This is a genomic window from Thainema salinarum CENA647 (genome assembly GCF_057732415.1).
This window is the reverse complement of the sequence record NZ_JBYJZJ010000022.1, coordinates 4,368,197-4,393,241: the sequence shown is the minus strand read 5'-3', so window position 1 is coordinate 4,393,241 and position 25,045 is coordinate 4,368,197. Positions and strand designations below refer to the sequence as shown.

Here is a 25,045-nt window from a genome sequence, read left to right as displayed (position 1 = left end):
GGTGGCTAACTATCAGCGGATAACTGCATCCACTGGCCAGGAACTGCTAGCTCTTAGCTGCGATCCTCACGTTCATCTCACTGCACTATGAAGTTTCGGCTTAGAATAAATGAGAATAAAACGTCGATTTGAGATCAAGCTGAATGGATATTGTTGAGTTTTTTGAACAAAGCGCAGGTCGGTGGTTTTCACAGCGGACGAGCCATCACCTAGCGTTTAAGCAGTCTGAAAGTGGGAAATCCAATATCCAGATAGAGATGTTGCCGACAGATAATCCTGATGTGATTAAGCTGTGTGAGCAGTATGAGGTTGATCCCTCATTAGCGCTATGTGGAGCCAGGGTGACCTGGAATGGCGAGATGGAGTGGGACGAGGAGAAGCATGAGGGGACAACCGTTTTGGTTCCTGTGGCTGATCCAGAAGATCCAAAGTCGGGGAAACTGCTGCGTGAATTGGGTTATGCGGAGAAAACACCCGTAGCCGGACGATATGCGATCGCAGAAGATGGTTCACTCGTTTTAACGACTGAGTACGAAACTATGTATTCCGAAGAACGGCTCTGGTTTGCGAGCCCCAATCTAAGATTGCGCACCAGCATCCTAAAGCGGTTTGGCGGCTTCAGCATGGCCTCTTTCTGTTCTGAGATTCGTATGGGTGTCACCAAAGCACCCGAAGAATCCACCTAGAGATTCGGAAGATTGCAACCTAAATCCGTAACCTGAATGCGGTAAGCTTGCTGCTTTCAGGTTACGACCCAAATGTGACTACGAGTACTGTTAATGCTCTTCGGAACGAGATTCGGGTTGGGCAACGGCCTTTAGCTTGGCATGGGTGTTCGATAAGCTAACTTCAGGAATGAACTGATGAATTGAATCAGGTGGCGTAACGCCCGGTTTGGAGCTGTGTTTTGAACTGTTGGATACCTGTAACACTCGCAGTTCAGCTCGTCGATTGAGTGGTGTGGGCTGAAAGGGTGGAATTGCTTCCGGAGCCTGCTGATCTGCGGTTGTGGAGCTAGTCGCTTCGTGAGTTTGTTCAGCTTCGACCGGCGTTGAAGAGTGAGATTGAGTGCGATCGCACTCTTGAGTATCTCTGGGCTGCTTTACTGATTGTGCAGATTCAGCTAAATCATCTGTACCTGATCCATCTGGGTTGACTGATTCTAAGCCATTAGCAGCAGAGCCATTAGTACTTCCTTCTGTATCGTTTGTATCGTTACCGTTGTTGCTTGGCGGTATAGAAGACGTCTCACTCATCGACAAAGAAGGCCGCATAGCACTATCTGTGCTGACTCTGGCAGTCAATGGGGGCTCTTCACGTTCCTCTGGGTGCCAGACCGCTTGGGATTTAGTGGGAAGCTCTACGACGTTATCCAGACTAGGCGATGAGCTTGAACCGGATGCAGTTCTAGAAGACGGTAAAAGTAACGATGTCAGTTCAGGTGGATAGGGAAGCTCACGACAAATAATGGTTTCAAATTCATGATTGAAGTGGCGTAGTGGCTGCCCTCGCCGTTTCCAGAGCGACAAAATTTGACTCACGGAAACAGCTTTATATCGTCCTTGATAAAGTGCTTCCACAATTGCAGCCGGAATCCAATCGGCTCGATAATCACGTAGCCAATTTTGAATCGTACGATTGACGGTGTAGCCACTTAAGTCAAAGCCGTAGTAAGTCAGTAGTGTTTCAGCCTGAACGATAGGTCGGGCCCTAGCTGATTCCGCCATAAGCCTTTAAAAACTACGATGAGAGTATATCAGTCTCATGCGCGCCCTTGTTGTGTGTGAGACTACGATGTGGATCATTGCTCGTAGATAAACGTTATGGGGCTGGATAAATGCCACTGTCTACATCGCGAATGCCGTCTCCGTCGAACGGGGCTGGTGTACCGTTCCAGTTGAAGTCATTAATCCGTAGGCTGATAGAGCCAGTTTCGCGTGCAGGATTATATTGAGCAATAATGCCGTAGGTTCGCCTACTGTATTCCAGTATATAGCTGGTCGAAATTTCTGTTCCAGAATCCAAGTTGAACGACGTTTGCACTCCAAACAAAAATGGGCCAATAATTTGCTGGGTAAATCCGGCCTGTATAACACGCTGATCGACCAGCTGATCAAATCTAAATGGAGATAGCCCATCAACGATCGCATCAGAATAGCTCAGAGTGAAGGCAGTGTAATCGAAGGCATCACGGGAAAAATGTCCAAACTGGCCACGTAGACCAACGGTACCTCGTAAGACGTTTTGGGAATCTCCGCTGGTATATTCGGTTAAAACTCCTAGAACGGAACCAAATGCGCTGACATAGGGCACCAGTGGTCTAGGGGTGTAGCGCAGTCCTTCGTCTGGAGTGGCAGGTAGTGCTTCACCTTGCCATAGGTAAATTGAACGATCGAGGGCAGCGCTAGCTTGAAATCGGCCCAAGCTGACACGGTTGTTGGTGCGATCGGGTTCCAACAAGTCAAGGCGGGTTGTATTTGCGTTGATGTATTGGGCACTGGCCTGGTAGCGTAGCCCAAATCCAGAATTTCCCAACCGAATACGAGGCGAGGTAAATACAGCGCCAAAGCTCTCCTGCACGTTTTGAAAACCTAGGGAGCCATTGAATAAGCGATCGCGATAAATGTACTGAAGTGCCAGATTATGATCGCCCCAGCCGGTCGGAATGAGTCGATTAACCGTAGCGCGAGCACGTAAATCATCTCCTAGATCATCAACTTCGAGGCTTGTTAGCTCTAGCTGTCCAGAGAAAAAGGTTCTTCGATCTAGTGGCCCATCCAACTCTGCCACTAAGCCATAGGAATCTAAGCTGGTTGGGCTGGTATCAAATGCGCGCTGGACAAAAATCTGTGGTTTGACCGATAGACGAAATGAGTTGCCTAGAAAATATTCAAAATTGCCTTCAACAAAAAAGCCACCTCGCTCCTCTTCATCAAAGCCAAACCCGATGATGGACGGATCTCGCTCCCGCCGATCGAGCACGATGCGATCGCGCAAGAGGGGAACTTGCAAACCCTGGTCTAAAACCAGTCGTGGGTTTTCTAGCAGCACCTCATCCTGGAGCGGACTAATGCGATTTAGTCGTGCCTCTTCGGCCCGCAACTCCAATTCAGGTGGTGAAAACGGATCGTTTGTAATGCGAATATTCTGTGCAATCCAGCCGTTGGGATCAAACTCAATCGAATCGGCCTCAAAGCGCAAGCGCCGAATTTCCCCTTCTGGTGCATTGCCAAATGCGTCGCTGACCCGGACATTGATCTGGCTCGTGCTTCTAACATCGCGAACGGGTTGATTGGCCGTGATGCGATCGCTAACCGGACGATCGGCCCAAAGCGGATCACCCGGTGACTCAAACGACAGATCTCCACCTGTTGTGGGCAGGAAGATCTCGCCACTTGCGCTAGTGACTTCTCCAGTGCCCTGCACAAAGTTGTATTCGAAGAAATCGCCTCGAATTACCTGCTCACCCCGCGTGAGGGCAACATTGCCTTCTGCAATCGCAATTCGGTCAACCAGGTTAACGCGCAGCTGATCGGCATCTAGAATGCCACCGCCGTAGCGCATGACAACATTGCCTTCCGCTTCGAAAATACGGCGAATGGTGTCATATTCCTGGCGATCAGCCTGTAATTCAACCAGAGATTCCTCTAGCGTTACCGGAACGGTCGGGTCTTCTGCACCATCGGCTTCATCACTGTCCGGTGGAGTATCCTCTGCTGATTCACCCGCAGATTCCGGCAGCAATTCCTCGGTTTCGGCCTCGCTAGGAGGAGTCGTGGGAATCTCTAGCACTGGCCGATTTGGCGATGGTGATTCGAGCGGCTCTTCCTCCGATTGATTGGGTAGTGCATCTGGATCCGCTTGCCCCAATTCTGGCGCTGAGTTTTGGGCGGAATTGGATGCTAAATGCTGCGCTAAATACTGACCGAGCGCTTCTCCCGGAGCAACGAGCGGGAAAAAAGAATGTGGAGCAGATTCTGCTGCTGGGTTAGAGGTAGGCGTCACATAAGCAGTTGTACCGCTGAATTGGTTAGCGAATCCGGTACCTGTTCCACTGTGCAGGATACTCGGCAACGGCAGAGGTGTGAAGGAAGTTCCCTGTTCTGGCGCAGGTTGATTAACGGCTGCCTGACTAAACGCTTGATTCGAAGTCTGACTTAGTGTTTGACTTGCCAACGGTGAATAAGCCGCTCGATGGCCAAAATCAGTCGATAACGGCGTAGTGGAAAATTCGGGCTTTGGTAGCGGTGCTTGCGACAGTTGCGATCGCAACTCTGCGATCGCAGGTACCGAGGATGTAGGCGCAATGGCAAAATCGGCAATGTCGAGCGCCATCGGCTGTCCCAAACTATGGGCCGATGTTTCTACGTTAGAGTTGGCATGATCCGGAGCGGTACCCGTTACAGATTCATGATGCGTACGAGTCGGATCTGGAGAAAAAATTTCAGGAGTTGCGATCTCCGGCAAGCGAAGAGAAACATGAGCTTGGATCGCAGGGGATGAGGCTTGCCCTTCTTCAGTCGCTTGAGAAGATGGCTGATCTGACGGCTGAGATGGAGCGTCAGACGACGACTGTGTCTGTGAAGTCGCGGACTGATCTGTTGCACTAGTCGCAAGAGATGAGGAAACGACTGAGCCAGCCTCAGTTGAGGGGTCGGTTGTGAAACTACTCTCCGGCTGCGAGGTCTGAACAACAGGCGGCAGATCAGGCGGTAAAACCGGATAGGGCATACGTCAACGATAAATGACTAAACCAAACAACGAGCTTTTACAAAAGGAGATCTGTAAAACGCTAAATCAAAACGCTGACGTATTGTCAAACGATTGAGCTACTCCCAAGATGGACAACAGATGGCATTGCCCATCTGTCACCACCTCAGAACACTTCATACCTTGCTGTTCGCAAAACTAGAACCAGAAGAAGCTGATGTTGCTATTGCGAGACAGGGCAACATAACTTGTCTAGGTTTCGGCGCAAGATATGAGCAAACGAATTTTGCATAATCCGGGTCTGAATAGGGATGTGGAGCATGGCCTCACATCCCCTTTAGACCTCAAATCAGCAGTTTCCAAAAGCGAGTTAAATTGTGTCTACCGTATCTTAAATTGGCTGCCAGCGAAATTATTCGAGATCGCGACGACCTGGGTTACGGGATGGGTCACCGGATAGAAAGCCGAAGACAAAGAGGCCAATAAAGAAAAAGACAACAATATAAACAACGATTTTAAGAGTCAGCATTCTGATTTCTCCCAGACGCAGGCTTTACTAGATTTAATAATACACGCTTGCATTCCACCCTCAGAACTTAATGCGGATCTAGTATCGATTCAACGTCTAGGTGATGCAATTTCCCTAATTGAATCGTCATGACAGCTCCCGCACACATAAAGTTCCTGCCTCGGCCAAGGATTTTGATTATGAGCATCGGGTTCATCTCAGACCGTTTCAAGTTATCTACTGTGACCAAATAGGCGACTAACGCATAGAGGGGTTCGTCGAGGGGTTAACTGTGGTGGAATCCATATCCTGAAGCCATCTTAAAATAGTTGCTTTTAGCACATTCAAGTCGCGGTAGAGTCCCTGACGCACAAACTGACCAACAGCATCTAGAGGGCTAAACTCTGCACCGGGTTGCCAACCAACGTCTTGTCCCATTGGTGTAAGATGATTGCCTTTGAGAACTTGCACGGCAGTCATCTCGGGAAAACGTAATCGGAGTGCTTCCGTAAGGGCACGGGTCTCATCCAGGTCATCGTTGCGAAACTTGATCATCAAGTTGCGATCAATGCGATAGCGCTCTTGGACAAGCTGCATGGTTTCGGCTGGAGACGGCGTAAATTCAGTTGCGATCGCACTGTCTGAATTCATCATCCACTGGCTCAACAGCGGCTTGAACTGATCGATCAGTGGTGACATTTGATCCATCAGTGGAATGGAGCGTCGCGCCGAAAAGTTGTTGTAGGACATCAAGATATTGCCTGCCCGTTCCGAACGGCTCAGACTCCCAATCAGAACATGTAGCTTACAGCCCATGCTGTGGCCTAGACCATAAATGGGTAGCTGCTTTCGACGCAGGGAGTATGTGTACAAATCGGTCAGAGTATCGTTAAACTTCCACAAACACTGGCGGGCAATGTCATGGTGATCCATCGTGTTGACAAACGGAGTCGCAACGATCACGTAACCGGCCTCGGCCAGGTTCTCCAGTAGCCAGCGGTAGGTCATGTGGGGCGCACTCGCCACGAATGCGCCACCCAAGAAATGAATAATAGCGACAGGCTTGGGAGGAACTAATACCCAGTTGCCTTCAAGATTTTGCCAGTACATGGGCTTGTAAATACATTGACAGAATCAGAACAGAATCAGTCGTTGGTCGCGTGCGGCTAAATCGCATTGGATTTAGCTGCAACGAAAATGTAACGGAATATTTCGAGGCCGCTTCTATCCTAAATCCTAAGACAAGTTGTTGCAGAGCTAGCTGTGTCTTGTTCTCTTCTCTCTTCTGATGGAACAGATTGATTAGTCTATGATCGCGGCTTGTCCCTACCAAACGTTTTAGGTCGGAGGATCAGTCTATCGGTTGCTTGGGGTTCCCGACTACGGTTTCCCGAATGCAGTTAGTGTAAGGGTTTTCTACGATCAAGTCAGAGACAAGATTTAGGAGTGACTTAATCTATATGACTACTCAGACTGTTCAACCTTCCAGCATTCATGACGCTATTGGCACTGCGATCGCAGATGCGCATCAAGCCTGTGAGCGGTTCGGCCCCAACTCTGCGGCCTGTGCCAATGCGTGGGATACGGTAGAAGAACTACAAGCCGAAGCATCCCACCAGAAAAGCGGATATCGTAACAAAGCCAGAACTTCGTTCGAAGCCTACTGCGACCAAAATCCCGACGCTGACGAGTGCCGCGTTTACGACATATAGAACTTGTACTCGACTCAGTTGCGATTGCGAGCATGAGCGAGCAGGGCTTATAGGGCTGGTCTTACACAATGAACAAAATAATTTTTGGCTAAAGAACGCGGTATGTATTTGCGTAAGACTGGCACTGCTAAGTAGGTAAAGGTAAAAACGCGCATCTATATAACAGATGATGAAGAAGCGAGTTGAGACGGAAATCGAAATCGCTCGACGGAGTATCCCGCTTTTTCAGCTCTCGCCTCAAAGCCGTCGATAACGGCATAGGCTAAATCCAATTCATCTTCAAACATCTGCCCATTTAACTCATGGGTTTTCACCTGATGCCACTCGGGTTCAATCGGATTGAGCTCCGAGCAATATTTGGGTAAGAAGAACAGGTAAAGTCCCTGAGCTTGCCAGTCTGCCCATTTGTCTTGCACAGCTCGACTGGTATGAATGGGGCTGTTATCTTGAACAATGACTCGAATGCATCCATTGGCCTTAAACCGGGGCTTGGCCTGACGGGCTTGCTCATCCATTAGCCGGATGTAGCGCTCGGCGTTGAAGCTGCCAATCACCAATCCATACGCGAAACTCACGAACGGTTGGAGCAGACCGAGGATGCTCAGTCGCCTGCCCTTGCGGTGAGTCTGCTCCAGTCGCTTTTGCTCGCCTTCGAAAAAGTAGCTGTAGCTGACGGGCATCCAGAGACAAAAGCCTGCCTCGTCAAGATAGGAGAGGTCAATCTCTCCACTGGCGGCCGCCCATTGCAACATCTCCAAATCCGCTACCTTCTGGGCTTTCTCAACTGGGTCTTGTTTCCCTCGGTGGCTGTGTCGAGTGCGCTTCCAAATGATTCCCTTTTTTTGAGTACGTCCCGCAGATGGGCCGCACTTAACTTGATATGTCTCTCCTCTTCCAGCTTTCGCGCTAACTGACGGCTGTTATAAGTTCGTTGCTCCTGGCGTAGACATGTTTCCAGATACTCCATATCTTCCGGTTGCCAACGTGGTTGCGCTCCCGGTCGCGGTGCATCCCAGAGTCCTCCTAATCCACCCTCTTGCCAGCGATGCAGCGTTTCTCTGACCGTTCGCTCTCTCCACCCGAAGAACCGGGCAATCTGCTCAACATACAGCCCTTGGTGACTCATCCGAATCACTTCTGCTCGGTCTTTCACTCGTTGCGGCACGGTTGTGGCGGTGCGTAACTCAAAGAGGGTACGGTCTTCTGCCCCTGTCAAAAAGACTCGTAAGCGCGCTCCCATTGCTCCTGATCTCCTACTGGCAGTGAGTCCCTTTATTCAACTTCACATACCTTCTTTTTTCAACCCCGCTCTACTTAGTCTTGCGTAAACGCTATTTAGGGGTAACTTGGGGCAACGATGGTTTCAACTGATTGCAAGCTGAACTTGATTAGATTTGAATTAATATAGCCATCGCCATTTTGGTTGAGATATTTACGAAGTCTAGCGTTCAAACGCTTGAACGTTTCAGAGTTTTCTAACGTCCTAACCGATGTGACTACTGCCATAAAACTGAAAATGCTCCGACAATGCCCCAGCGAATTGCGTTACTGACCTATTCCACCAAGCCGCGCGGCAGCGTAGTTCATACGCTGGAATTAGCCGATGCACTACACGATCTGGGTCACAGCGTCTGCGTTTATGCGCTAGATAAAGATGGGCAGGGATTCGACTGGCCGATAAAGTGCGATCGCATTCTCATTTCAGCTCAACCTGCACCCAATGCTACTGATGCCTTGATTCATCAGCGGATTCAGGAGTTTGTCCAGCATTTTCAGCAAAGTCAGACTGACTACGATATCTATCACGCTCAGGACTGCATTGGCGCAAATGCCCTCGCCCAGTTGAAGCAGCGGGACGAAATCCAACACTTCGTGCGTACAGTACATCACGTTGAGGACTTTGCCAGCCCCTATCTGCAACAGTGCCAAGACCGCTCGATTCGCGAACCGGATCGGTGTCTCTGCGTTAGCGATCGCTGGCAAAAAACACTCCACCAGGACTATGGCATCACCGCGCCACGGGTGATCAACGGCATTAATACAAAACGATTTTCTGCTGTACCAAATGGCAAAGAAGCATCGCTTAAACAGCGCTATGCTCTCAAGGGGCAACCGATATATCTAACTGTAGGTGGCATTGAGCCGCGCAAGAATTCACTGTGCATTTTGGAAGCATTTGCTCAAGTGCTTCGGGTGCTTCCTCATGCGCAGCTGGTGATTGCTGGAGGCGCGACGCTATTTGACTATCAGACATATCGCGATGAATTTTTTCAACTAGCCGAGCGCTTGCGGATTTCAATCGGTCAGTCGTTGATTTTGTCCGGTGTGATTGCCGATGCTGATTTGCCTGCGCTCTACCGCTGTGCCGATGCCTTTGTCTTTCCGTCCGTGAAAGAAGGTTGGGGATTGGTCGTGCTAGAAGCGATCGCATCGGGTCTACCCGTGATTACGTCTAACCAAACTCCATTTACTGAATTCCTATCGCCCGATCAGGCATGGCTGGTTGATCCGCAGCAAGTAAGTGCGATCGCAACTGCGATGCTGGACGTCTACCACGATCCAGACCTGGCGCAAATCCGCGTCCGGAACAGCCAAGCCATCCTGGAGCAATACACCTGGCAACGCTCCGCAGAACAGCATTTGCTGCATTATCAGTCGCTACAGGCGCTATAGAAACCTAAACCTAAAACAGCGGGTTAAAGGGATCAACCGGAATCACAAACGGTCGTGGCGTCTCGATTTCGCCAGGGCCTCGATCTAAATCAGGAATTTCATCCGATGTTTCACCTGGTGTTGCATCAGCGTCTGAATTTGACGGTGAAGTTGTATCTGATTCTGTTCCAGCAGGGTTGGTAGCTGGGCGTGAGGGACGTTCTACGGGTGATGTAGTTGTTTCAGAGGCAGAACCACTGAAACTCCCAAAACCCAAGAGCGCTCGCGCATCTAAATAATAGTCTCCCCAATAGGCTACATCTGGGCGGCTACGCCATTCCGCTCGACTCACCCGCACGTCCATGATTGGCGCAACAATGCCACCACGATCGCCCACCACGATCACGATCACGTCTGTTGCTAATAAATCCGCATCGAAACTGCGCTGTACTGCCGCTCTGGCTACGTTTTCTGCCCGATTAAGCAATACCTCGTAGGTTTCTTCTTTACCGCTAGCTAGGGTCAAATCGACCCGCGCCGTGTACGCCTGTGCAACCAGAGGTGCGATCGCACTTTGCATGACCCCAACCGTCCCACCTAACGCCAACGCCCCAATCATCGACCAACAATATCGTTTCATCACATTTCTCCTCAAGTGGGCTGACATAGCATACCCAGTTCATCACCACGACCGCTCTCTATGATGGCAAATCTGTGGGGCGTGGGATGGGGTCTGTAATGAAAGTAAGGAGTCTACTTTAACCTCACAAATCCCGCTTCCTGCACCAGCTCTTGCCCCTGTTCTGACAGCAGTAGCTTGGCGTAAGCTTCTCCGGCTTGCTGATCGGTTTGGCCATCTTGCTTCACGATGACAAACAGTTGGCGAGTCAGCGGATAGTCGCCGCTGCGGAAAGCATCCTGGTTAAGCTGATTACGACGGGCTGGACAGTCGGATTCTGGGACGTAGGGAGCCTGATAGGGTGCGACTAACTGGTTGGCACTGCGGCCAATGGATAAGGGCTTGATTGTGCATTGACCCACGACTTCTGGAGCAGAGGCATAGTAAATGCCGCCGGGGGTTTCAGCAAGCTGGCGTAGGGCTTGGGTAGTATTGGACACGATGCGGACGGCGTTGCTCAGTTCTGCGCCACCGAGAACGTTTTCTTGAAAGAACTCGACGGTACCGCCGGACTGTTGCGATCGCGATAATGGCGTAATCGGCAATGATGGCCCTCCAACCTGGCTCCAGTTGGTAATCTCCCCGGTATATATTTGCTGGATTTGATCCAGCGTTAGGGCGTCCACGGGCAGCGATGGATTAACGGCAAAGGCAATGCCTTCCAGGGCGACTGGAATTTGGCTCAGGTTGAAGCCCCGCTGTTCGGCTCGTTGGTACTCCTCATCTTCCAGGGGACGAGAGGACTGGGCGAAGGAAAGCTGTCCATCCAGCAGCATTTCAATTCCCGTACTCGATCCGGCTGTGCCAGTGGTTGGATCGACATAGCGCAGGTCATACCGGGGCCATACGGTTTCAATTAGCGGATCAACCGTGCCGCGCATCGGTGCCCATGTGGTGCTGCCGCCATAGTTGAACAATCCTTGGGGAACTCCTTGCACTTGCGCCAGGGTTTCGGCATTAGATTGGGCAATATCGGGCGGTATGGTCGCTGGCGGGTCTGAGGATGTTGCAGTTGCTGGGCTAGATGGCGATGGTGACGATGAACCTCCCAGTCCGCTAAATATGTCAGTGCTGCGATACAGCCACCAGCCCGCACCACCGATTACACCCACGGTAATCAGCAAGGCCGCAATCAGAACCGGAGTCTCATTTTTAGAAGCCATAACCTACTTTGCCAAGGTATTTGCCAAGGTTTGAGAAATGAGTTATTCACATCTTGCATCAAATCCACAACAGTTATTTTGCTGCTGCATTGCGGCAGTAAAATAACCGCTTTGTTTTTTTGATTGGCAAGGTGCAAGATACAAAGTTACAGAAAACGAGCCAAAATACTGTAAATCAACCGAAACAGGGTTGCCGCTGCCACCACGACTAGACCTGCCATCACCGCTAAGATAACCGTCAACAGTCGAGAACTGCCACTGGCCTGCAGCAGCGGTAAAGACTGCAATGGCGGCACAAATAGCACGATTAGCAGCGTTAGCCCCGCAATGATCAGCAAGTCCACCCGTTCAATCGTGCGGCGCGACTGGAAAAAGATGAGCGCCGCGATCAGCGCAACCCAGAAGATGCCGCTCACTAGGGTACCCAAAAAGCTGAGGCTAAATAGCGCGATCGCAAGTAGTGCCCCTTCAAATCCGGTAAACGCAGCTCCGCTCAAAAATTCCAGCAGGCTGAAACCAGAGGAGGTCTGAGCCGATGCTGGAGTAGGCTGCTGAGCTGCGACAGACTGAGAAGCGCTAGGGGTGATTGGAGCCGGAGTCGCGGGCTGAATTGGCGGCATGGCGGGCGAGGAGGATTGCAGGGCTGTACCTGCGGCGGTCGGTGGTATCCCCGTCGGAGTGGTCGTCGAAGCGGAAAACGGGTTAGGTGGTGAAGATTGCGATCGCGGATTTGAAGATGTGGTCGGTGACGCTGTACCTGCTAAAGCATCCAGTACGTCTTGTGCAGACTGAAAGCGCTGGCTGGGTGTCGGCATCAGCATTTTGTCGAGAATTGCCGCTAGTTGGCCCCCAACCTGAGCATGGGGATGCCAGTTCCAGCCGTTGCTATAGGAGTCGTAGAGATCTTTGGGCTGTTTCCCGGTCAGTAGGGTAATGCAGGTGACAGCTAGGGCATAGAGGTCGGTTGCGGGATAGACCGTGCTACCCGCCATCTGTTCGGGTGGTGCGAACCCCATTGAGTAAATGCCAGTGGACTGGTTACTGCCTGACTGGGATGCTTTAGCCGTGACTCGCTTGACTGCGCCGAAATCAAGCAGGTACAGTTTGCCGCTGCGATCGCGCATGATGTTCGACGGTTTAATGTCCCGGTGAATCACGCCGCTATTGTGGACAAACTGGAGCGTTTTGAGTACGGAGTCTAAAATTCCACGAACTTCTGTCTCGGAAAACAAACCTTTTTGAGCCAGCTCCTGCTCTAGATCCTGACCATCGATAAATTCTTGAACGATGTAGAACAGTTCGATTTGCCCAGTTCGGGAGGGCGTATCGACGATCAGCGGAAAAAAGGCGAACAGATCGGGAATCAGCGGATGCTTATTACCAATCTGCTCTAGGATTTCCGCCTCGCGATTGAACAAATCCTGAGCAATCTGCATTTGAGCTGGACTCAAGTCCCCGGTGGGCTGGAACTGCTTGACAACACACTGCCGCAGTGTTGGTGTATAGCGGTCAATGGCTAAAAACGCTGCCCCAAATCCGCCTCGGCCCAAGAGCTTCTGCGGCAAATATCGACCCGCCAAAATCAACGGCATTCCGCAACTTGTACAGAACTTTTGCTGCACTGTTTGCAGCGTCGCATTCTGGTCTAAATCCGCGTAGTAGTTCGTCGGCTTTGGGCAGTTAGGGCGGGTACAGTAAACTTCCATTCACCTGGTTGAAATGCGATGACAAACTGCGATGGCAAACGCGGTACGGGCGCAATACGGGCGCTGGTGTGAGTCTTACTTTCGGGAGGCTTACTTCAAGGATTCACTGCCGGAGCGGGGGGAAGCCGAGGCCGAAGATTTTAAAGGAACGCTGGCTGGTGGTTCGGTTACTCCACTCCGATCGGCTTTTCGATCCAGGTTAATCGGTTTCGATGTGAACTGGGGCAAAATTTCCTTCGTGAATGCTTCAGCGGCTTTTGAGCGATAGCGGGCCGGATTGACAATGACCGATAAAGTGCGATTAATCACCACTTCATCAACCTTGGTGCGCTGAAGTAGACCCATTTGTAGTTCTTTTTCAATGGCTGAAATTGAAACGAAGGCAACGCCGAGACCGGACTGGACAGCATTCTTAATCGCCTCGATTGAGTTCAGCTCCATTTCAATCTTGAGCCGCCGCGTCTCAATACCGCTCCGGGTTAGCACCTGGTCGATGACCTTGCGAATGGTTGATTGAGAATCCAGAGCAATAAAGTTGAGCTTGTACAGATCGTCTTTCTGAATCAGGTCAACATTGGCTAAGGGATGAAAAACGGGCATAATCAGCGCGAGTTCATCCTCAGCATAGGGAACAATATTAAGAGAGTCCTGTAGCTCAGGAGGAACCTCACCGCCAATAATGGCTAAATCAATCTGCCCGTTGGCCACGCTCCAAGAGGTACGGCGGGTGGAGTGAACATGAAGCTGGACGGCTACATCAGGATACTGCTGCCGAAACAGACCAATCATCCGAGGCAGTAAATAGGTGCCCGTCGTCTGACTTGCCCCTACAATCAGGGTTCCACCCTGTAAGTTTTGTAAATCTTCAATGGCCCGACAAGTTTCCTGGCATAGAGTGAGGATTCGATCTCCGTAGCTCAGCAGTAAATGGCCGGCCTCTGTCAACTGGGCGCGTCGTCCACCCCGATCAAACAGGGGGACATCCAATTGACGCTCTAGGTTTTGTACCTGTAGGCTGACGGCAGGTTGGGAGACGTACAGACTGTCAGCAGCTCGCTTGAAACTCCCTTCAACGGCGATCGCTTTGAGGATTCGAAGTTGGTCTAAGGTAAACGGAAGATCAGACATAGCTGCTAGCCTTATACGGAGGAACAAACGAACAAGTTTGAAACATCTGAGGCGAAATACGCCACATATCATATCTCTGTAGTGTGAGAGATATAGATATTCCGGTCATTGTGTAGTGTTGTTGCATGCAGATTTACATACTCAACGTCTAATGCACTATCCAACGTACTGTAATGAAATGCACTTTAATTCTTAGATTACCCTTTGACATGATTTGAAATATTTCTTACCCGATTCAACTGTGCATTAATTTAAGAACTAGCATGCGATCGCACCTGATGTGCTGACTTTAATTTTCGCTAAGTGGAAGTTGCGCTCTAGACCAGGATAAACTTGTGTGACCCTGTTAAAGCCAAAGCCCAAGTTAAGGCGCAAAACTTGATGATCGCTTGCTTGACTGTTTTCAATCTGTATGTTCAATCCAGTATGAAGAGTTGGCTCAACTCAGCTCGATTGACTCTCCAGATTGATGATTCCAGATTGACTATTGCTGATTTAGACGGACAACGATTTTAGGCATCCTATGAAACGGGAGGTCGTTCAGGATTTTCTGAATTTACCAGGAATTGCGGGCATTGCCCTAATGGATGGGCGATCGCGTCCCTATTTTTTTGGATTGGATCAGACACTCAACTTCCAGCAGCGGGAGGCGCTAGCCCAAGGAATTCAACAGGTTATCGACACAACGCCATCCGGATTTGAGTCGTTTGAGTTCCTGTTTTCCAATTACAGTGTGTACATTTATAAACTGGAACAGGGTGCAATTTTACTGGTTCTGACGAACGAAAATCTGGATATCACGTCCTATATGCAGGGAATTAGTCTGCTGAAGGATGAACTTCTGGGCGATATTACCAAAGCGGTTGCAACATTTCGGCTGTTAGCGGGAAGTATATCGTTATCGGGACAAAGCTACTGGGGAGAGTCTCAATCCCAAGCTGCCTTAAGCACATCGGGCTCTACAACCCAGTCCAATGCGACGGTCGCCCCTGCCCAGAGAACTCCGCCGACACCGAAATCGAATCAGGCTTCGGTGATGAAGCCACCGAATTTAGGTGAGGTGCTATCTGCGTTGAATAGCTTGAGCCAATATGCTAGCCAATATCTGGGCAAAGCTGTGGTATCAAACTACTGGAAAACCAGTCGGCCTGATTTAGATTGGCTGGACGTTTTTCAGATTGAACGGACGGGGAATATTAGTCTTGCACCGAGTTCTCAAACCTCGCTGCAAGAAGAGATTGAAAATGAGCATCAGAAGTGGATCAAAATGTGGGTAACGGCGTTCGTAACCCGTTGCGCAAGAGTAATCCGCGATTTCCCCGTTTTGATGGAGCAAGAGGCGTTGGATGAACGTCAACGGTACATTTTGCTGTCTGATTTGACGGTTTTCCCGGAGCGATAAGATTCACCTTGTCATCTGGTTGTAAATCACTTGTTGTGAATCAACATCAGCATTTTTAGATAAAGGTTTGGTTTTGCGAAATGGTTGGTTAAATGGTGAGTTGAATGTTGATTTTTATTGAGTTGGCAACAAAACTGTCTAAATTGTCTAATTGATACAGTTTTAAGCCGGTTCCTTTCTAGCTAATTGGCTCTTCTCGTTTCGGTTTTTGGGTTTCAATTTGTTTTGATATTGAGTAGGCGAATTTAATGGTTAAAATTGTTCGACTAGAACCAATTGCTCAGGAAACCGCGATCGCAACTGACGGCAACCTGCTCTCTGTGCTGCTGGATGAAGAACTGGACGTTTTGAAAGAGTGTGGTGGGCGGGGTATGTGCGCCACCTGCCATATCTATGTGAAAGAGGGCATGGGCTCGCTCAGCCCAATTAACCGCCGGGAACAGCGTACGTTAGAAGTGATTACCACCTGCAAGCCCAATTCGCGCTTGGCCTGTCAGGCACGGGTGCAGGGCGAAGGCGTGGTGGTTGAGCTACCGCCCGGTATGTATATCAATTCGCTAAAGGATATCGAAGCGCTGATTGGACGGCGAGCTGAGCAAGATTTGCTGCACCCGATTACCGGTCAAGTGCTGGTCGAACAGGGCAAATTGATTACCCGCTCGGTTCTGATGCAGCTAGAAGAAAGCGATACCAGTTTCAGCATTGGCTCTTACTTTGTCCAGAGCAAGGACGTTTAAGCTGAGAAACCCAACTCAAAATTGGCAGACGGCTCGCATTACGAGCCGTCTGCCAATTTTGAGTTGGGTTAGCAAATTGCTCGTTACAATGAGATGTCGTTTGCTCATCTGTTCGATTTATCTTGGCTGATTCAACTCCTGAAACCGCAACACCCAAAGCGACTGAGAAACCCACGCTGCTCCTTGTTGATGGCCATTCGCTGGCCTACCGGGCCTACTATGCTTTTTCTCGTGGCCCGGATGGTGGATTGCGAACTTCTTCCGGCATTCCCACTAGTGCTACCTACGGCTTCTTAACGCTGCTGATGGACGTGATGGATTCCGAGCGGCCAGACTATGCGGCGGCAGCGTTCGACTCCAGTGCCCCCACATTTCGTCATGATGCCGATGTCACGTACAAAGCAGATCGACCAGAAGCGCCAGATGATTTTCGAGAAGATATCAAAAACCTGCAAGCGCTGCTGACGCTGATGCGGGTGCCGATTCTGATGCTGGATGGCTACGAAGCGGATGACGTGCTGGGGACAACAGCGCGTAAAGCCGCTCAGGACGGCTATCGGGTCAAAATCCTCAGCGGTGACCAGGATATGTTTCAGCTCATTGATCCAGAGCAGGGAATTTCCGTGCTGCATATGGGCAGCGCGCTCTATCGAGCTGGAGCCAGAGTGGCGGAATTTGGCCCCCAGCAGGTGCAGGAAAAGCTGGGTATTCGCCCCGATCAGGTGGTGGACTACAAAGCCCTCTGTGGCGACACGTCAGACAATATCCCTGGCGTAAAAGGAATTGGGCAAAAAACAGCAGTCAAGCTGCTGGACGAGTATGGCTCCCTGCAAAATATTTATGCGTCGATTGACCAGATGAAAGGTGCGACTCGCAAGAAGCTGGAAGAGGGGCACGACGATGCGATGCACTCGCAGTACATGGCGCAGATTCACTTGGGTGTACCGATTGATGTCAGCTTGACGATGTGCAAGCTGGAAGGTTTTGACGAAGCGAAGGTTGTCCAAGAGTTTAAGCGCCTAGAGTTTCAGAGTTTTATTAAGCGGATTGGCAAAATTCAGGCCGCCTTTGGTGGTGAGGTTGAGGCGACAGAAACCAGTGGTGGCGCTGAGGGAAAAAGTGCGATCGCACCTCCATCTCCATTCTTTGACGATGACGACATTTCGTTCTTTACCTTCGAAGATACGCTCAAAGCTCAGGCTGCTCCTGACGAAAACGTCACGATCAAGCCGCAGATTGTTCGAACAACCGATGAGTTAGACGAACTGATTCAGCGCCTTAAGCAGCACACTGATCCGAAGCACCCGACGGCCTGGGATACGGAAACGACAGCGCTTGACCCCTGGCAGGCTCAGTTAGTCGGCATCGGCTGCTGCTGGGGTGAGGAAGCGGCGGACATGGCCTATATTCCCGTTGGTCACACCATCGGCAAATCTCTGGACGTGCAGACGGTGCTAGAGAAGTTGCGATCGCTCTTAGAAGATCCTGCTTATCCCAAGGCGTTTCAGAATGCTAAGTTTGATCGGCTGGTGCTGCGCTGCCAGGGAGTTGACCTGAAGGGCGTGGTGTTTGACCCGATGCTGGCCAGCTACGTGATCAATCCCGAAAGTAGCCATAACCTAACCGATATGGCGCTGCGCTATTTTGGGTTAGAAGTGACGAGCTACACCGATCTCGTCCCCAAAAAGCAAACGATTGCCGATGTCAGTATCCCAGCGGTGGCTAACTACTGCGGCATGGATGTCCATCTGACTTATCGGTTAGTACCCCTCTTGCAGGCGCAACTGGAGCAGGTCGAAGCGTTTCCGGCCTTGCTGCATGAGATTGAGCTGCCGCTGGAGCCTGTCCTGGCCGATATGGAATATCTGGGGATTCGGATCGATCAGGATTACTTACGCCAGCTTTCGGTCAAACTGGAAAAGAACCTGCTGGAGATTGAGCAGCAGGCTTATGAAGACGCAGGCGAGACGTTTAATCTCGGTTCGCCCAAGCAACTCAGTGAGCTGTTCTTTGACAAGCTGGGACTGGATAAGCGCAAGTCGCGCAAGATGAAGACGGGCTACTCGACCGATGCGGCGACACTAGAGAAACTGCAGGGCGATCATCCCGTGGTGGATGCGGTGGTGGAATATCGCACGTTATCCAAGCTGAAATCGACCTATGTGGACGCGCTGCCGGAGCTAGTCAATCCCAAAACGGGTCGGGTGCATACGGACTTTAACCAGGCGATTACGACCACAGGTCGCCTATCCTCATCGAATCCTAACCTGCAAAATATTCCAATTCGCACCGCCTTTAGTCGTCAGATTCGAGCCGCGTTTATTCCGGAACCAGGGTGGATACTAGCAGCGGCGGACTATTCCCAAATTGAGCTTCGCATTCTGGCCCACCTGAGCGGTGAACCTGTTTTGGTTGAGACGTACCGCAACAACGACGATGTTCACGCCTTGACGGCTCGCTTACTGTTCGAAAAAGACGACGTCACCCCGGACGAGCGCCGCTTGGGTAAAACGATCAACTTCGGCGTCATTTACGGCATGGGAGCCTCCCGCTTTGCCCGTGAAGCCGGAGTGAGTCGGGCAGATGCCAAAATGTTCATCGATCGCTTTAACGAACGCTATCCGCTGGTATTCGGCTATTTGCAGCAAATGCAGAAAAATGCGATCGTAAACAACTACGTCGAAACAATTAAAGGTCGTCGCCGCTATTTCAATTTCACCAGCGGCAGCCTAAAGCGGCTCCAGGGTAAGAGTCCAGATGAGATTGACTTGCAAACGATTCGTCCCGGTGGCTATGATGCCGGACTGCTGCGAGCAGCGGCCAATGCGCCGATTCAAGGTTCTAGTGCTGACATCATCAAAATCGCGATGGTGCAGATCCAAGATTTGCTAAAGTCGTATGAAACTCGTCTGCTCTTACAGGTGCATGATGAACTGGTGTTTGAGGCTCCGCCCGATGAATGGGACGAACTCAGCACCAAGATTCAGGCCACGATGGAGTCGGCGGTGCAGCTAGACGTGCCGCTGCGAGTTGAAGTTCATGCTGGGCAAAACTGGATGGAGACAAAGTAACCCTTGAATAGAGGTAGAGGTGACCCCCTAATTGAGCTGAAAGGCATTACAAAGCGGTTCGGATCAAGCGTGATCTTGGATGACGTTGACCTGACGATTCATCGTGGGGAAGCGCTGTCGATCATTGGCCCGTCGGGAACTGGAAAATCTACGATTTTGCGGATTATTGCGGGGCTGCTGGAACCCGATGCTGGAGAAATTTACATAGCGGGTAAGCAGCGAAAAGGACTAATTGAGGACGAACCCGATCCGATTGGCATCGGTATGGTGTTTCAGCAGGCGGCTTTGTTTGATTCGCTGACCGTTGAAGAGAACGTCGGCTTTTTGCTCTACCAGCATACGCGGATGCCACCGGCAGAAATTCGCAAGCTAGTTGAAGACAAGCTCTCACTGGTTGGCTTACCGGGCATTGGCGGACGCTATCCGGCGCAGTTATCCGGTGGTATGCGTAAGCGGGTCAGCTTTGCTCGTGCGATTATGACCAATCCGCTTAATCCTGCTGACAATCCGGAAGTGCTGCTCTACGACGAACCGACTGCCGGACTCGATCCGATTGCTTCGACGGTGGTGGAAGATTTGATTCGCGGTTTGCAGAAGCAAGAAGGAGCCTGTAGCACCTACGTGATGGTGACGCACCAGGACAGCACCATTCGCCGCACATCGGATCGAATCATTTTCCTCTATGGTGGCAAAATCCAGTGGCAGGGCGGTGTCGATGACATTGACAGCACCACCCATCCCGTCGTGCGTCAGTTCTTTGACGGTGCGGTAGAAGGGCCAATTCAGGTCTTGAAATAGTAGGGATTAGTGTTCCCAAGCATCTTTGTAGGGGCGGGATGCATTGACTCATTGTTGATTGGATGGAGCTACTTTTCAGTTAAATTCATTCCTTTCTGCCTACACGTTTCCTGGTGTAGGGACGGTTTGTTGAGCAATTTGGATTGGATGCACCAATTTGTTGGCTAAATCTGTCCCTCTACAGGTAGGTTGAGGATAGATTACAGGTAACAGACGACGAACCGACGACGGATTGATGAGATTAGGTTAGATAGTTATGTCGATGATGCGGGTAGAAGAAGCAGAAGCGTTGATTTTAGAGCAGGTGCAGCCGCTGGATGCAGAGTGCGATCGCGAATTAGTCTCTCTTGGCGCAGTCCTCCAGCGAATATTAGCCGCGCCTGTGACCAGTGAATTGGATTTTCCCCATTGGGACAACTCGGCGATGGATGGCTATGCGGTGCGCTATGAAGATGTGGCCAATGCATCTGCCGAGCAGCCAGTGGTTTTGGACGTGATTGAAGACATTCCGGCAGGGAAAACGCCTGTCCGTCCGGTCAGCGCGGGCCAAGCCTCACGCATCTTCACGGGTTCGATGATGTCGGAGGGAGCCGACACGATTGTGATTCAGGAGGAAACCGAGCGCGAGGAGTCACAGGTCAAAATCTTGGCTGCACCGGAACCGCAAGCCTTTGTGCGTCACCAAGGCAGCTTCTACAAGGCAGGTGGGCCACTGCTCCCGGCTGGTTCCTATGTGCAAGCGCCCGAAATCGCGATTCTCGCTGCCGCCCAGTGCATTGAAATTCCCGTTTATCGGCGACCCAAGGTGGCGATTCTGTCTACAGGCGATGAGCTGATGCCAATCAACCAAAAGCTGAGGCCTGGTGAGATTGTTGATTCCAATCAGTATGCGCTGGCGGCTCTGGTGGCTCAAACGGGTGCGATTCCGCTGACGATGGGCATTGTGCCTGATGATCGAGACGTGCTGAAAGATGCGATCGCAAAAGCGGCATCACAAGCCGATATCGTTCTGTCCTCTGGTGGCGTTTCCGTGGGTGACTATGACTATGTGGATGACATCTTGGCGGAACTGGATGCAACGCTGCATATTCGCTCTGTTGCAGTCAAGCCCGGTAAGCCGCTGACGTTCGCTACCCTACCGAAAACCGATCCGGACACGGAAGCTCAGTCTCAAGCCTTTTACTTTGGTCTACCAGGCAATCCGGTTTCGGCACTGGTAAGCTTCTGGCGATTTGTGCAGCCTGCAATTCGTAAACGGTCGGGACTACCTGCACCCTGGTCGCCCAAATTTGTGCAAGCGCGATCGCAACAGACGCTGAAAGCGGGCGGTAAACGGGAAACTTATTTGTGGGGACAGCTATCGTTAACTGCTGATGGCTACGAGTTTGCTTTGTCAGGTGGCAGTCATAGTTCAGGTAACTTGATTAATTTGGCCAATACGTCTGGACTGGCGGTGGTGCCAATGGGGGAGACGGTGATTGAAGCGGGGAGTATGGTGAGGGTGATGATGGTGGGGTGAGGGTGAGGAGTGAAGAAGGATTACGCTTCGCTTGATGATCAATGGTGAGCTATCTAGGTGGTTGTGTTTGACTAGCTCTACGATTTTGGGTGGCCTTGGAGGATGGGGTTGGACGAACCGAGTTCGCTGTGCAAGACCGCGACTACTCACACGTGAAGGGCAACTATTTAGGAAAGGCGGGGAATGGGTGCAATGAAGGTTCGAGCTGGGCAGTACCGAATGTTGGGGAGATGGAGTGCGATCGCACTTGCTCTTGGATTGACGCTAATGACCGATCCAGCCGCTGCGAAGAAGATTGCGTATCGGCAGGATAGCCAGTTGGAGGCATTGCTGAATGCGCCGTTTCAGCCGGAGCTGCTGGATGAGGATACAGAATCGCCGGACAATGCGGCGGGGGATGGGGGCGTCAAAACGACGGGGGTGATCACAGCCAACGACGTGAATCAGGCGCAGTTGACGATTCCCAGCCTGTGGTACACGCGGGATCAGATTGCCGAGCAGTTTAATCCGCTGCTAGTCGAAAATTGGTTGGCCTATCCGGATGCGGCGACTGCGGTGCGACGAGTCGATATCGTCGTGAATGCCCAGCCGTGGAGTCTGTTGGACTATATGGAGCGCTACACGGTGCTGAATCAGTTTGGCACAGCAGCGCGTGATTATCTTTACAGCGTGCGAATTTTCAATACAGAACGGGACTTTTTGGGGGCGTACTTTTGCAGGTTTGAGCCGACGTTAGCTGCGAACCCAACGTTGGTGGGTGATCGAAGTGCGATCGCAGATGCTTCCACTTGTACAGTCGAAAGGCTAGACGCCTTTGGTGCAGGCGGTATACGGGGACAAAACAATTCTGGATTTGGCGCATCTTCACCATAGAACGGTGGGGTCTTTCAAGTTGAGTTTGCACCCTAACTTGCTTCGTTTAAGAAGAATGATTTACCCCTATACGAGAATATTTTAAAGAGCAGTAATAAAATATTCCTATTCGAACTAAGAACAGGATAATACTTAAACAGCAGGTATCTGGAAAAGTGGTTGCGTCCCTGGCGGGCGGATTCCAAGAAGTAAGATCTCATCCTGGTTGAACTCAGTGCTGTTGTTTCATGATGCGATCGCGTACAACCCCAAAATCAATTGTCAGCAAGCTGTTTGCTTCTCCTGACAGCGCATTTCTTCCCATAGATCAAACTGTTTCTTAGCCGTATCATCGGTCAACGGCAGCAGAAACTCGCTTTTACTCAAGATCTCAGAATTGGGCAGTGACAGTTCATCCTGCTGTAGCGTCTCCGGCAGTTGATCTGCTGATAAGCCAGGTACAACTGGCGAACTACCCGCCGCTTGCAGTGCCAGTTGGATGCCAACCTCAGGTTGCCAGTAGAAGTTAAACCACTGGGACAGCAAGTCAGTAGATGAGTCCGCGTCATCGGTCGATGATGCAGATGCGGGCTGCACCCATAAATCTGCAAACAGAGCGGTGCCTGAGACAGGCACAACGGCGGCCAAATCTCGTGATTTGCGCAGGACAGGCACGATATCCGTTGACCAGCCAACCGCCAGTGAGATGTCACCAATCAGCAGCGGTTCGAGGTAGGAGGTAGACGTATATACTTTGACCTGCTGATCGAGTTCGGCCAAGGCTTTCGGCAACTCTGCGATCGCAGCTAGATCCGGTTCATTGTATGAGTAACCGAGCCGCTTGAGCGTCAAGCCAATCACCTCGCGGGGGCTATCGAGCAGGGAGATTTTGCCTCTCAATTCTGGCCGCCACAGGTCTGACCAGTCTTGAGGTGTCCAACCCAAATCGTCAAAGTCTTGAATCCGATAAATAATCACGGTACTGCCCCAGCGATAGGGCGCACCCCAGATCGAGCCGTTTGGCTCGACAGATCCCTGTTCATTCCGCTGAACCAGTTGCTGAAACTGAGGCGGCAACTGCGACCAGCCCGAAAGCTGGCTGACATTGAGCGGCTGAATCAGCTCTTCCCGAATGGCTTTTGTCAGCCAGTAGTCGCCCAGTGTGACGATATCTAATTGGGGCGGCCCAGAGTTGCGGAAGGGCAGTCTGAGCCAAGGTTTGGGCGCATTCTGCGGATCTGCGATCGCAACTAGCGTTTCATACAGTTCACGGATTTGGTCGCTGGTCTGCAACCGTAAATCCAGCGGTTCAGCCTGTGATTCTTGAAAGATCTCTAGCAGTGAACTGGGAACAGAATCTTTCAGATAGTCTACCCGCAGTCTAGGAATTTGCCTGGGCCGACAGGCGCTGAGTAACTGCGCTGCTGCCAGAGCGCTGCCGCCAATCAGTACTGAACGCCGATTAACCATGCTTTTGTTCAACACCAAATCCAATCAAATCAATCACGCTGGGAGACACATCCGTCTCCGGGCGCTGATAGTTCACAATCGTCCGCAGCCGCAGCTTAGGACTGATAATCCGCATTTGATCCACTGCCACCGAACGCCGATAGTAGGTCGTCATTTCCAGGGCTTGACGAATCGACTGATAGGTAAACCGACCTGCGATCGCACCTGCTTCGGAATAGCCCTGATCCCGCAGATAAAAGCCGCGAATGATATCGCCCGATTCTGTATCCGTAATCTGGGAGGCGACGGGAGAGGGCGGAAACTGAGCCGCTGTTTCCGGCGAGAGCACCAGCGCATCGGGCACAAACAGCGCCTTCAAATCCATTGAGACTTCTTCACCCGTTTCAGAGCGAGTCTCGAAGGAAATTGAGAATCCGGGCCACAGTTTCTCGTCTTGGTTCGCCTGGGCCAGATTAATCTTGAGTGGTGCCGATTCTGGATCTGCAACTGAAAGAATTCGCTGCTTATCTTCGTTGCCTAACGGTTGGACATGAAAGGTAGTGTGAGAGCGCTCAATCGTGTCGGTGAGGACAAAATGATAGGTACGCTCCGTTGTCCACTTGCCGGAACAGGCCGCAAAAAAATCATAGAAGCTCAGCATGTCGTTCGTTTGCTCCCGTTGAATCCCCTGTGCAATTCTACAGCGCTAGCACGGTGACTGTGTGGCTGGCTTTAGATTCGGTATTACTTGACAGATATAAAGAGACAGATATAAAGACAGTGTTGCAATTTTGTCGCGTTAGCTAGATTCTTCTCCATACTGGGAGCCAGCCTGTGCCATTGTCTTTTTCCAAGAGTCTCTAAAAATCACTACTTGAGTACCAGTTCCTATTGTTCGGGATTAAGTAGACTGGTGAAGAGCGCGATCGTCTTGGGGCGCTAGGTGTTATGTTGATCTC

At 51.0% G+C, this 25,045-nt stretch carries 19 protein-coding genes and 1 pseudogene; 9 read left to right on the top strand and 11 right to left on the bottom strand.

Annotated features, from left to right (window positions below):
- The first annotated feature begins 143 nt into the window (after nt 1-143).
- Nucleotides 144-686: a phycobiliprotein lyase gene (locus tag AC286M_RS25955; protein WP_488207128.1), complete on the top strand. Its 543-nt coding sequence runs from the start codon at nt 144-146 to the stop codon at nt 684-686.
- A 90-nt stretch (nt 687-776) separates the two neighbouring features.
- Here AC286M_RS25955 and AC286M_RS25950 read toward each other — a convergent pair whose 3' ends face one another.
- The 4 genes from AC286M_RS25950 to AC286M_RS25935 form a co-directional block, all read right to left on the bottom strand.
- Nucleotides 777-1,727 carry a hypothetical protein gene (locus tag AC286M_RS25950; RefSeq protein ID WP_488207127.1) on the bottom strand — a complete coding sequence of 317 codons (951 nt, stop codon included), beginning with the start codon at nt 1,725-1,727 and terminating at the stop codon, nt 777-779.
- 94 nt (nt 1,728-1,821) lie between these two features.
- Nucleotides 1,822-4,731, bottom strand: a complete 2,910-nt coding sequence (locus AC286M_RS25945; protein ID WP_488207126.1) for a DUF3769 domain-containing protein — start codon at nt 4,729-4,731, stop codon at nt 1,822-1,824.
- A gap of 391 nt (nt 4,732-5,122) precedes the next feature.
- A complete protein-coding gene (locus tag AC286M_RS25940) occupies nt 5,123-5,239 on the bottom strand; it encodes a photosystem II reaction center protein I (protein ID WP_488207125.1) in 117 nt (38 codons plus the stop codon).
- 237 nt (nt 5,240-5,476) lie between these two features.
- Nucleotides 5,477-6,328 (bottom strand): DUF1350 family protein, encoded by an 852-nt coding sequence (locus AC286M_RS25935; protein ID WP_488207124.1) that lies wholly within the window; start codon nt 6,326-6,328, stop codon nt 5,477-5,479.
- A 350-nt stretch (nt 6,329-6,678) separates the two neighbouring features.
- Between AC286M_RS25935 and AC286M_RS25930 the strand changes: the two genes are divergently transcribed.
- Complete coding sequence (locus tag AC286M_RS25930) at nt 6,679-6,930, top strand: Calvin cycle protein CP12 (RefSeq protein ID WP_488207123.1); 252 nt, start codon at nt 6,679-6,681, stop codon at nt 6,928-6,930.
- A 155-nt stretch (nt 6,931-7,085) separates the two neighbouring features.
- Here the strand turns inward: AC286M_RS25930 and AC286M_RS25925 are convergent.
- Nucleotides 7,086-8,170: pseudogene (locus AC286M_RS25925) on the bottom strand (IS630 family transposase).
- Between the two features lie 287 nt (nt 8,171-8,457).
- Here AC286M_RS25925 and AC286M_RS25920 point away from each other — a divergent pair.
- Nucleotides 8,458-9,603 carry an MSMEG_0565 family glycosyltransferase gene (locus AC286M_RS25920; RefSeq protein WP_488207122.1) on the top strand — a complete coding sequence of 382 codons (1,146 nt, stop codon included), beginning with the start codon at nt 8,458-8,460 and terminating at the stop codon, nt 9,601-9,603.
- A gap of 10 nt (nt 9,604-9,613) precedes the next feature.
- Here AC286M_RS25920 and AC286M_RS25915 read toward each other — a convergent pair whose 3' ends face one another.
- The 4 genes from AC286M_RS25915 to AC286M_RS25900 all read right to left on the bottom strand — a co-directional run bounded on the left by AC286M_RS25915 (nt 9,614) and on the right by AC286M_RS25900 (nt 14,258).
- On the bottom strand, nt 9,614-10,222 hold the full coding sequence (locus AC286M_RS25915) for a hypothetical protein (protein ID WP_488207121.1): 609 nt from the start codon (nt 10,220-10,222) through the stop codon (nt 9,614-9,616).
- 113 nt (nt 10,223-10,335) lie between these two features.
- Entirely contained in the window at nt 10,336-11,424 is a 1,089-nt protein-coding gene (locus AC286M_RS25910) for a PstS family phosphate ABC transporter substrate-binding protein (protein WP_488207120.1), read from the bottom strand.
- A gap of 146 nt (nt 11,425-11,570) precedes the next feature.
- Nucleotides 11,571-13,130: a protein kinase domain-containing protein gene (locus tag AC286M_RS25905; RefSeq protein WP_488207119.1), complete on the bottom strand. Its 1,560-nt coding sequence runs from the start codon at nt 13,128-13,130 to the stop codon at nt 11,571-11,573.
- A 90-nt stretch (nt 13,131-13,220) separates the two neighbouring features.
- Nucleotides 13,221-14,258 carry a LysR family transcriptional regulator gene (locus AC286M_RS25900; RefSeq protein WP_488207118.1) on the bottom strand — a complete coding sequence of 346 codons (1,038 nt, stop codon included), beginning with the start codon at nt 14,256-14,258 and terminating at the stop codon, nt 13,221-13,223.
- A gap of 523 nt (nt 14,259-14,781) precedes the next feature.
- On the opposite strand from AC286M_RS25900, the gene AC286M_RS25895 reads away from it, so the two are divergent.
- From AC286M_RS25895 to AC286M_RS25870, 6 genes are all read left to right on the top strand, one after another.
- Nucleotides 14,782-15,660, top strand: a complete 879-nt coding sequence (locus AC286M_RS25895) for a hypothetical protein (RefSeq protein WP_488207117.1) — start codon at nt 14,782-14,784, stop codon at nt 15,658-15,660.
- Between the two features lie 248 nt (nt 15,661-15,908).
- Entirely contained in the window at nt 15,909-16,397 is a 489-nt protein-coding gene (locus AC286M_RS25890; protein WP_488207116.1) for a 2Fe-2S iron-sulfur cluster-binding protein, read from the top strand.
- 122 nt (nt 16,398-16,519) lie between these two features.
- Nucleotides 16,520-19,468: a DNA polymerase I gene (gene polA, locus AC286M_RS25885; protein WP_488207115.1), complete on the top strand. Its 2,949-nt coding sequence runs from the start codon at nt 16,520-16,522 to the stop codon at nt 19,466-19,468.
- Between the two features lie 3 nt (nt 19,469-19,471).
- The gene (locus AC286M_RS25880) at nt 19,472-20,266 is read left to right on the top strand and encodes an ABC transporter ATP-binding protein (RefSeq protein ID WP_488207114.1); all 795 of its coding nucleotides are present in this window, start codon (nt 19,472-19,474) and stop codon (nt 20,264-20,266) included.
- 256 nt (nt 20,267-20,522) lie between these two features.
- Nucleotides 20,523-21,785 carry a molybdopterin molybdotransferase MoeA gene (locus AC286M_RS25875; protein ID WP_488207113.1) on the top strand — a complete coding sequence of 421 codons (1,263 nt, stop codon included), beginning with the start codon at nt 20,523-20,525 and terminating at the stop codon, nt 21,783-21,785.
- A 192-nt stretch (nt 21,786-21,977) separates the two neighbouring features.
- Entirely contained in the window at nt 21,978-22,658 is a 681-nt protein-coding gene (locus tag AC286M_RS25870; protein ID WP_488207112.1) for a hypothetical protein, read from the top strand.
- Nucleotides 22,659-22,919: 261 nt separating this feature from the next.
- On the opposite strand, the gene AC286M_RS25865 is transcribed toward AC286M_RS25870, so the two are convergent.
- Nucleotides 22,920-24,107 (bottom strand): extracellular solute-binding protein, encoded by a 1,188-nt coding sequence (locus AC286M_RS25865; RefSeq protein WP_488207111.1) that lies wholly within the window; start codon nt 24,105-24,107, stop codon nt 22,920-22,922.
- A complete protein-coding gene (locus tag AC286M_RS25860; RefSeq protein WP_488207110.1) occupies nt 24,100-24,747 on the bottom strand; it encodes a phycobiliprotein lyase in 648 nt (215 codons plus the stop codon). Before AC286M_RS25860 ends, AC286M_RS25865 begins: the two co-directional genes overlap by 8 nt.
- Nucleotides 24,748-25,045: the final 298 nt, after the last annotated feature.

Bases quoted from the DNA above. Each gene is read 5' to 3' on its own strand.
- AC286M_RS25955 (WP_488207128.1), top strand. From the start codon at position 144: ATGGATATTGTTGAGTTTTTTGAACAAAGCGCAGGTCGGTGGTTTTCA.
- AC286M_RS25950 (WP_488207127.1), bottom strand. From the start codon at position 1,727: ATGGCGGAATCAGCTAGGGCCCGACCTATCGTTCAGGCTGAAACACTA.
- AC286M_RS25945 (WP_488207126.1), bottom strand. From the start codon at position 4,731: ATGCCCTATCCGGTTTTACCGCCTGATCTGCCGCCTGTTGTTCAGACC.
- AC286M_RS25940 (WP_488207125.1), bottom strand. From the start codon at position 5,239: ATGCTGACTCTTAAAATCGTTGTTTATATTGTTGTCTTTTTCTTTATT.
- AC286M_RS25935 (WP_488207124.1), bottom strand. From the start codon at position 6,328: ATGTACTGGCAAAATCTTGAAGGCAACTGGGTATTAGTTCCTCCCAAG.
- AC286M_RS25930 (WP_488207123.1), top strand. From the start codon at position 6,679: ATGACTACTCAGACTGTTCAACCTTCCAGCATTCATGACGCTATTGGC.
- AC286M_RS25920 (WP_488207122.1), top strand. From the start codon at position 8,458: ATGCCCCAGCGAATTGCGTTACTGACCTATTCCACCAAGCCGCGCGGC.
- AC286M_RS25915 (WP_488207121.1), bottom strand. From the start codon at position 10,222: ATGAAACGATATTGTTGGTCGATGATTGGGGCGTTGGCGTTAGGTGGG.
- AC286M_RS25910 (WP_488207120.1), bottom strand. From the start codon at position 11,424: ATGGCTTCTAAAAATGAGACTCCGGTTCTGATTGCGGCCTTGCTGATT.
- AC286M_RS25905 (WP_488207119.1), bottom strand. From the start codon at position 13,130: ATGGAAGTTTACTGTACCCGCCCTAACTGCCCAAAGCCGACGAACTAC.
- AC286M_RS25900 (WP_488207118.1), bottom strand. From the start codon at position 14,258: ATGTCTGATCTTCCGTTTACCTTAGACCAACTTCGAATCCTCAAAGCG.
- AC286M_RS25895 (WP_488207117.1), top strand. From the start codon at position 14,782: ATGAAACGGGAGGTCGTTCAGGATTTTCTGAATTTACCAGGAATTGCG.
- AC286M_RS25890 (WP_488207116.1), top strand. From the start codon at position 15,909: ATGGTTAAAATTGTTCGACTAGAACCAATTGCTCAGGAAACCGCGATC.
- AC286M_RS25875 (WP_488207113.1), top strand. From the start codon at position 20,523: ATGTCGATGATGCGGGTAGAAGAAGCAGAAGCGTTGATTTTAGAGCAG.
- AC286M_RS25870 (WP_488207112.1), top strand. From the start codon at position 21,978: ATGAAGGTTCGAGCTGGGCAGTACCGAATGTTGGGGAGATGGAGTGCG.
- AC286M_RS25865 (WP_488207111.1), bottom strand. From the start codon at position 24,107: ATGGTTAATCGGCGTTCAGTACTGATTGGCGGCAGCGCTCTGGCAGCA.
- AC286M_RS25860 (WP_488207110.1), bottom strand. From the start codon at position 24,747: ATGCTGAGCTTCTATGATTTTTTTGCGGCCTGTTCCGGCAAGTGGACA.